The following is a 7,720-nucleotide window of genomic DNA, read 5'->3' on the forward strand; positions in this document are numbered from 1 at the left end:
TCTACTGTAGAAGTAACAGTCATTTTTCTAGGAAATTTATTTTTTGAATCTGCAATGAGATTTGTTTGCTGCGTGCCAGAAAGATCCATAGTGATTTGAGCATTTGAAGTTTTCATATACACATCTGCAGTTCCTGAAATTTGATAAGAATCAGCATCAATAGTAACAAGCGTCCATGTGTTAGTCGCATTGAGACCTGTTTTAGATACAAATTCATTATTCCAAGTGTCTCCTTGATTGACTTTAGCATTAGGATAATTGAACAATACTTGCTCAAAACTTCTTCCTAAAGATTCGCCACTCCAATCTTTTTCTAATTGTTTTTTAGTTTGTTCTAGTAGTGTAGGGTCTTCAATTCCCATCCCAGATAACATATTATTTATAAAGGCATCACCATTTTTTACCTCAATAATTTTACCTGAATAATTAATAACGATTCCAATAGAAGAATCTATAAGACCCATAAACATCTTGCTTTCTGGTGTTTGTTCTTCTGCCTGAGTGTCTACCTCCATAAGAACACCTCCCAATTGAGGAGACGTGGTCTTCATATAAAAAGATTTAAAACCTACATCTAGCGTAATGTTTTCTTTTGTTTTTTCTTTGACAACAAAATACAGCGAACCTCGAAGTTTATTCTCTATTTCTTGCATATTGCCTTGTATGTCTTGAGTAATTGTTTGTAAAACATCTTGTTGTAATTTAAACTCATCATTCATATCTAACGAGTATCCTAGATAAACTTGTCCTATTGAAATATAGGAAACAACAAGGAATAGAAGGCTAAAAAGGGTATTTTTGGTAATCACAAAAAGCTAATTTTAAATCAGCAACAAAGGTACTAAAAACAACCATAAAAAAATTGAAATTTAGACTTGGAGAAGTAAAAACTTATTGTATATTTGCCCCCAGCTTTTGGAAGCGGTATCCTAGAATTAAAAATTCAGACTTAAAAGAGGTCAAAAAGAAGATATAAAATGAGTAAAAGAACGTTTCAACCGTCAAAAAGAAAAAGAAAAAACAAACATGGCTTCAGAGAGCGCATGGCTTCGGCAAATGGTCGTAAGGTATTAGCAAGACGTCGTGCAAAAGGGAGAAAGAAACTAAGTGTATCTTCAGAACCTCGCCATAAAAAATAATGATATTTTGATATCAAAATAAAGGTGTTGCTTTTTTTAAGCAACACCTTTTTTTATACCCTGTCAGTTCCTATTTTTACAGTCTATAAAAATCCTTCTTTATAAAATGCCAAAAAATAAAAATTTAAAATCTATTCTTCTCATAGGTTCAGGACCTATTATCATTGGTCAAGCATGTGAATTTGATTATGCAGGATCACAAGCATTACGTTCTTTGAGAGAAGATGGAATCGAAACCATTCTTATCAATTCCAATCCAGCAACAATTATGACAGATCCGTCTATGGCGGATCACGTGTATTTATTGCCACTTAATACCAAGTCAATTGTTCAGGTATTAAAAAAGCACCCTCAGATTGATGCGGTACTTCCTACCATGGGTGGACAAACAGCTCTTAATCTTTGTATAGAGGCAGATGAGAAAGGAATCTGGAAAGATTTTAATGTGGAGCTTATTGGTGTTGACATAGATGCGATTAATATCACAGAAGATCGAGATCAGTTCAAAAACTTGATGCGTGAGATTGGGATTCCCATGGCACCACAAGCGAGTGCAAACTCTTTTTTAACCGGAAAGGAGATTGCTCAGGAATTTGGCTTTCCACTTGTAATACGTTCCTCATTTACACTAGGTGGCGCAGGCGCTTCATTTGTATATAAAGAAGAAGACTTTGACAAACTTTTATCTCATGGTCTCGAAGTGTCCCCTGTACACGAAGTGATGATAGACAAGGCCTTAATCGGTTGGAAAGAATATGAGCTAGAGCTATTAAGAGACGCAAATGATAATGTAGTGATCATTTGTGCGATTGAAAATATGGATCCTATGGGAATTCATACAGGAGATTCTATTACCGTAGCACCCGCCATGACACTCTCTGATGTAACGTATCAGAAAATGCGTGATATGGCAATTCACATGATGCGCAGCATTGGTGATTTTGCAGGAGGATGTAATGTGCAATTTGCTGTAAATCCTGATAATGAAGAAGAAATTATTGCAATTGAAATTAATCCAAGAGTTTCTAGATCTTCTGCACTCGCTTCAAAAGCAACAGGATATCCCATTGCCAAAATTGCAGCTAAACTTGCGATAGGATACCATTTGGACGAACTTCAAAACCAAATTACAAAATCTACATCGGCACTTTTTGAGCCTACCTTAGATTATGTCATTGTAAAAATACCTCGTTGGAATTTTGATAAATTCGAAGGAAGTGACCGTACACTAGGATTACAGATGAAGTCTGTAGGAGAAGTAATGGGCATAGGTCGTTCTTTCCAAGAAGCGTTACACAAAGCAACACAATCTTTAGAGATCAAACGTAACGGACTAGGAGCCGACGGAAAAGGATATAAAAACTATGAGCAAATCATAGAAAAACTCACGTATGCAAGTTGGGATCGCGTCTTTGTAATTTACGATGCTATCCAAATGGGAATCCCATTAAGCCGTATCCATGAGATCACAAAAATTGATATGTGGTTCTTAAAACAATACGAAGAGTTGTATATGATGGAGAAAGAAATCTCTAAGTATACGATAGATACGCTTCCGCGAAATTTGATGTTGGAAGCAAAGCAACGTGGTTTTGCAGATCGTCAGATCGCACACATGCTTGAATGTTTAGAAAGTCAAGTATATAATAAAAGAGATGAACTAGGAGTCAACAGAGTCTATAAACTTGTAGATACCTGTGCTGCCGAATTTGTAGCACAAACCCCTTATTTCTACTCTACATTTGAATCTGAAATGGAAACCACCGATGGAAAGAAATTTTCATCTAATGAAAGTATTGTATCCGATAAGAAAAAAATCATTGTATTAGGATCAGGTCCTAACCGTATAGGACAAGGAATCGAATTTGATTACTGTTGTGTACACGGCGTACTAGCTGCTGCCGAATGTGGGTATGAAACTATTATGATTAATTGTAATCCTGAAACCGTATCGACCGATTTTGATACGGCAGACAAGCTTTATTTTGAACCTGTTTTCTGGGAACATATCTATGATATTATTCGACATGAGAAGCCAGAAGGAGTTATTGTACAGTTAGGAGGACAAACCGCTTTAAAACTTGCAGAAAAGTTAGACCGTTATGGGATTAAAATCTTAGGCACTAGTTTTAAAGCCCTTGATCTAGCAGAAGATAGAGGTAGTTTTTCTACGTTATTAAAAAAACTTGATATTCCATATCCAGAATTTGATGTAGCCGAAACAGCAGACGAAGCACTAGCCGTGGCAGATCGATTAGATTTTCCATTATTAGTACGTCCATCTTATGTATTAGGAGGACAAGGGATGAAGATCGTTATTAATAAAGATGAGTTAGAAGAGCATGTTGTAGACTTACTACGTAAGATTCCAAATAACAAATTACTTTTAGATCATTATCTAGATGGTGCCATAGAAGCAGAAGCAGATGCTATATGTGATGGAGAAGATGTGTACATCATAGGAATTATGGAGCATATAGAACCTTGTGGTATCCACTCAGGAGATTCCAATGCGACATTACCACCATTTAATCTTGGAGATCTTGTCCTAGAGCAAATTAAAGATCATACCCGTAAAATAGCATTAGCACTAGAAACGGTTGGTCTTATCAATATACAGTTTGCGATCAAAGACGATAAAGTATATATCATTGAAGCAAATCCTCGTGCATCACGTACCGTACCATTTATAGCAAAAGCGTATAAAGAACCTTACGTAAACTATGCAACCAAAGTGATGTTAGGAGAGAAGAAAGTAAAAGACTTTAACTTCAATCCTCAACTAGAAGGTTATGCGATTAAACAACCTGTATTCTCTTTTAATAAGTTTCCTAATGTAGACAAGAAATTAGGGCCAGAAATGAAGAGTACAGGAGAAAGTATTTTATTTATAGACAATCTTAGAGATGATGCCTTTTATGATCTATACTCAAGACGTAAAATGTATTTAAGCAAATAAGAAGTTATCATATAAACTACATTCAGAAAATAAAAATCTTGATGATGTAGGAAAAAAAGCCTTTAGATTGTTATAGTCTAAAGGCTTTTCTCATAATTATAATTCAGATTAAAAGCCATAGATAGCTATGCTATTTTAGGACATATTTTGGTATCTTAGAGTCAAATAAAAAACGGATGATAGAAAAATACTTGTGGAGAAGTGTACTGATACACGTTTGTTTTTTAGGAATTTTTTCCTTCAAAACATTGGCGCAAGATATATTCGAAATCGCTCGTAAAGGAACGGCTTCAGACGTAGCGGCTGTGTATAAAAACACACCCGATCAAATCAATGTAAAAAATGATGCAGGATACACCCCACTTATCTTAGCTGCATATCACGGGAACTATGATGTAGTTCAAGCACTACTTACCTATACATCTTCAGTAAATGACAACAGTAGCTCAGGAACTGCCTTAATGGCGGCTACCGTAAGAGGAAGTACAGAAATTGTATCTTTGTTATTGGATCATAAAGCAAATCCTAATATTACGGATGGTAATGGAAGTACGGCATTATTATATGCAGTATTCTTCAAAAAAAATGATATTGTAGCATTGTTACTAGCGCATGAAGCAGATATATCTTACAAAGATAATAGAGGTTACAGCGCATTAGACTATGCTACATTAACCAAAAATGAATCGCTTATCAACCTTCTAAAAAAATACAAATGAAAAAAATTACTTTATTAATTGCCATTTTCACGATATGTACGATGAGTGCACAAATATCTACGGGCACTATAGAATTCTCTACGACAAACGGAGGATATACAGGACAAATAGACGTAGATGATGCGGGAGTTACTGTAACATTAATAGGTCCAGATACCAGATGGTTTGGGATTGGCTTTGATTCTCAAAACATGAACTCTGGAGATGATATTATATCTTTTGATAGTACAGGATTAAATGACCGTCAGTTTTTGGGTATCGCCATAGAACCTTCTATTGATCCAGGTCAGGATTGGACCTTAGTGACCAATGATGTAAATGCTGGGACACGTACGATCGTAGCAACAAGAGGACTCTCAGGAACCGATGCTAATGATTTTACATTTGACCCTATGGCTACGTCTATTCTTATAGCGTGGGCGCGTGGAGATAATACCTTAGATTTTAGTTACCACGGAGGTGCCAACAGAGATGACGGTAACGGAGTACCTATCGGATTTACCTTAGGAATTTTTGATCAAGAACTTGCTCAAAAAGTACGTATGTACCCAAATCCATCAGTTTCTGAGACAACTATTGATTTTGGAGACTTTAATTTTCAAAATAGTAATGCAAAAATATATTCTGTACTTGGACAATTGGTTGCAGAGATCCCTTTAAATCAAAAATCATCAATGATTAATACTTCTTCCTTAGAATCTGGTATCTATCTTGTGACCATTACAGCTGGAGATTCTTCTGTAACAAAACGTTTGATAAAGCAGTAAGTATCCTTTTAAAAAAAGCTAATTAAAAGCCTCTTAACAATCCCGTGTTGTTAAGAGGCTTTTTTAGATTCTATAGATAAGCTTTCAATCGTATGAAGATTTATCTTTTACATTCCTTTTAAAAGAAAAACGCCTTATTAGCAAACTTTATAAGGCAGGTATTTTCCGTTTTAAAGGTCTTATTTCCCGCTTGACCTATTTGATTTTAAATACTGTAGTGTCCACCATTTATTTGTGGTGTACTAATTAATATAAGATGTACTCATCTTTAAAAAAAGCTACTAATTATGAAATCAATAAAAGCAAACACACACACATTTAGAAAAGGCTGTTATTTCCTTGCTTTTCTACTTATGGGATTTGTGAGCTGTGAGACAAGTTCGCTATCAGAACTAGCAGAAGAACAAAACGGTGTAGACACAGATCCGTCAGGTGGTGATCCAACAGATCCCAATGCGTCAAACCTTGTCACGTATGAGAATACAGTAAAAACAATATTAGACAATGCTTGTGTAGCGTGTCATAATCAATCCAATGCTACAGCAGGCATTCGACTAGACACCTACGAGTTTGCTTTTTTAGTAGCAGATAGCGGTCGTATGCTTGCACGCATGACCAATACATCTAGCCCAATGCCACCTAGTGGAAACCTTCCTAATTCAATCATATCAGATATTACAGATTGGATAGATAATGGCATTTTAGAAAACTAACATTAGTAGTTAATTTAAAAACAACAACCCATGAAACAGACACTTTTATGTGCACTATTTTTTATCACTCTCTCACAGGGTTTCGCACAAAAATACATCACTAAAACAGGAATGCTTGATTTTGAAGGCTCTGTAGAAGCTTTTGAACCCGTAAAAGCAACGCATTCAACAACAACGGCTATCCTTGAAACTTCTACGGGAAAGATTGCTGTACTAGGACTTGTAAAAGGATTTCGCTTTAGAAATGCTCTCATGGAAGAACATTTTAACGAGAATTACATGGAAAGTGATACCTATCCTAAAGCTACTTTTAACGGTAGTATAGAAGATTTTTCTATAACAGATAGTGCGCTCAAAAAAGAATATAAAATGCAAGGCGATCTTACCATCCATGGAAAAACCAAACGTATTGATGCCCTTGTAACCATCATTAAAAATGGGGATGACATCGATTTGGAAACAGACTTTATTGTAGCACCAGAAGATTTTGATATTGAGATTCCAAATCTGGTTAAAGAGAAAATTTCAGAAAACATACGCATTGCTGTACGTTTTCATTTAGTAAAACGATCCTAAGCCCTAATCTCATGAAAAAAAGAAACCGAATCACCGTAGGAATTCTCCTTTTTGTAGGAGTAATGACTCTTATTGGCTATAACTATATCTATCAAGATCATAGAGATATAGCAACAGAAGATTCTGTATATGTTTTAACTGCTTCTCAATTGATACAGGACTTTCAAGATCATGAAGCAGACGCTACTCAAAAATATCTAAATAAGACCATCACCGTTAAAGGGACATTGCAACATATAGATGAAACTTCTTTGGTAATTGAAGATGTGATTTTTTTCGCTTTAAGCGAAAATACCGATCCACCTACTCCTGAACAAATTAACAAGCTTATACAAGTAAAAGGGAGATGTATAGGCTACGATAGTCTTCTTGAAGAAGTAAAATTTGATCAGGCTTCTATCGTAAATCCATAAACAACCCATACAAACAAACCCATCGGATGAAGAAACTATTATATATACTATTATTCTTGCCAGTGATGGCAATTGCTCAAGATGATTTATTACAAGAACTAGAACAAGAGATGCCCGATCAAGAACAACCTGTAACCTCTATTTTTAAAGGGATTAAGATTGTTAATTTTGAATCTACAAAGTTGGTAGGAGCAAAACAGCTACAGTTTATTATAGCCCATCGTTTTGGAAATTTAAGTGATGGGATAGACAACTTTATAGGACTGGATGATGCTACAGCACGTATTCAATTTGTATATGGTGTAAACGATTGGTTAAATTTAGGGGTCTCTCGTTCTGGGTTTAACAAGACCTATGATGCATCTGCCAAATACCGCTTGGTACGTCAAAAAGAAGGTGCGTCCCCCGTGACCGTGGTAGGCTATCATCTTTTT

The 7,720-nt window shown here is 35.6% G+C and carries 9 protein-coding genes; 8 read left to right on the forward strand and 1 reads right to left on the reverse strand.

The window, feature by feature from the left end; all coding sequences use genetic code 11:
- On the reverse strand, positions 1-809 hold an 809-nt coding region (locus Q0505_RS15715), incomplete at its 3' end, for a DUF6263 family protein (RefSeq protein WP_299214835.1).
- 168 nt (positions 810-977) lie between these two features.
- Between Q0505_RS15715 and rpmH the strand changes: the two genes are divergently transcribed.
- The 8 genes from rpmH to Q0505_RS15755 all read left to right on the forward strand — a co-directional run.
- Positions 978-1,139, forward strand: coding sequence for a 50S ribosomal protein L34 (gene rpmH / locus Q0505_RS15720; protein ID WP_072352149.1), 162 nt, complete (start codon positions 978-980; stop codon positions 1,137-1,139).
- A 106-nt stretch (positions 1,140-1,245) separates the two neighbouring features.
- A complete protein-coding gene (carB, locus tag Q0505_RS15725; protein WP_299214843.1) occupies positions 1,246-4,098 on the forward strand; it encodes a carbamoyl-phosphate synthase large subunit in 2,853 nt (950 codons plus the stop codon).
- Positions 4,099-4,346: 248 nt separating this feature from the next.
- The gene (locus Q0505_RS15730; protein WP_299214846.1) at positions 4,347-4,817 is read left to right on the forward strand and encodes an ankyrin repeat domain-containing protein; all 471 of its coding nucleotides are present in this window, start codon (positions 4,347-4,349) and stop codon (positions 4,815-4,817) included.
- The gene (locus tag Q0505_RS15735) at positions 4,814-5,584 is read left to right on the forward strand and encodes a T9SS type A sorting domain-containing protein (RefSeq protein WP_299214849.1); all 771 of its coding nucleotides are present in this window, start codon (positions 4,814-4,816) and stop codon (positions 5,582-5,584) included. The genes Q0505_RS15730 and Q0505_RS15735 overlap by 4 nt, the downstream gene beginning before the upstream one ends.
- A 287-nt stretch (positions 5,585-5,871) precedes the next feature.
- Complete coding sequence (locus tag Q0505_RS15740; RefSeq protein WP_299214851.1) at positions 5,872-6,297, forward strand: c-type cytochrome domain-containing protein; 426 nt, start codon at positions 5,872-5,874, stop codon at positions 6,295-6,297.
- A 30-nt stretch (positions 6,298-6,327) separates the two neighbouring features.
- On the forward strand, positions 6,328-6,873 hold the full coding sequence (locus tag Q0505_RS15745) for a YceI family protein (RefSeq protein WP_299214852.1): 546 nt from the start codon (positions 6,328-6,330) through the stop codon (positions 6,871-6,873).
- Positions 6,874-6,884: 11 nt separating this feature from the next.
- Entirely contained in the window at positions 6,885-7,286 is a 402-nt protein-coding gene (locus Q0505_RS15750; RefSeq protein WP_299214855.1) for a hypothetical protein, read from the forward strand.
- 26 nt (positions 7,287-7,312) lie between these two features.
- On the forward strand, positions 7,313-7,720 hold a 408-nt coding region (locus tag Q0505_RS15755; RefSeq protein WP_299214858.1), incomplete at its 3' end, for a DUF5777 family beta-barrel protein.

This window comes from uncultured Dokdonia sp. (assembly GCF_937910895.1).
Taxonomy (GTDB): Bacteria; Bacteroidota; Bacteroidia; order Flavobacteriales; family Flavobacteriaceae; genus Dokdonia.

What these genes read in the sequence shown, in the direction of transcription:
- rpmH (WP_072352149.1), top strand. Translation starts at nt 978, where the DNA reads ATGAGTAAAAGAACGTTTCAACCGTCAAAAAGAAAAAGAAAAAACAAA.
- carB (WP_299214843.1), top strand. Translation starts at nt 1,246, where the DNA reads ATGCCAAAAAATAAAAATTTAAAATCTATTCTTCTCATAGGTTCAGGA.
- Q0505_RS15735 (WP_299214849.1), top strand. Translation starts at nt 4,814, where the DNA reads ATGAAAAAAATTACTTTATTAATTGCCATTTTCACGATATGTACGATG.
- Q0505_RS15740 (WP_299214851.1), top strand. Translation starts at nt 5,872, where the DNA reads ATGAAATCAATAAAAGCAAACACACACACATTTAGAAAAGGCTGTTAT.
- Q0505_RS15745 (WP_299214852.1), top strand. Translation starts at nt 6,328, where the DNA reads ATGAAACAGACACTTTTATGTGCACTATTTTTTATCACTCTCTCACAG.
- Q0505_RS15750 (WP_299214855.1), top strand. Translation starts at nt 6,885, where the DNA reads ATGAAAAAAAGAAACCGAATCACCGTAGGAATTCTCCTTTTTGTAGGA.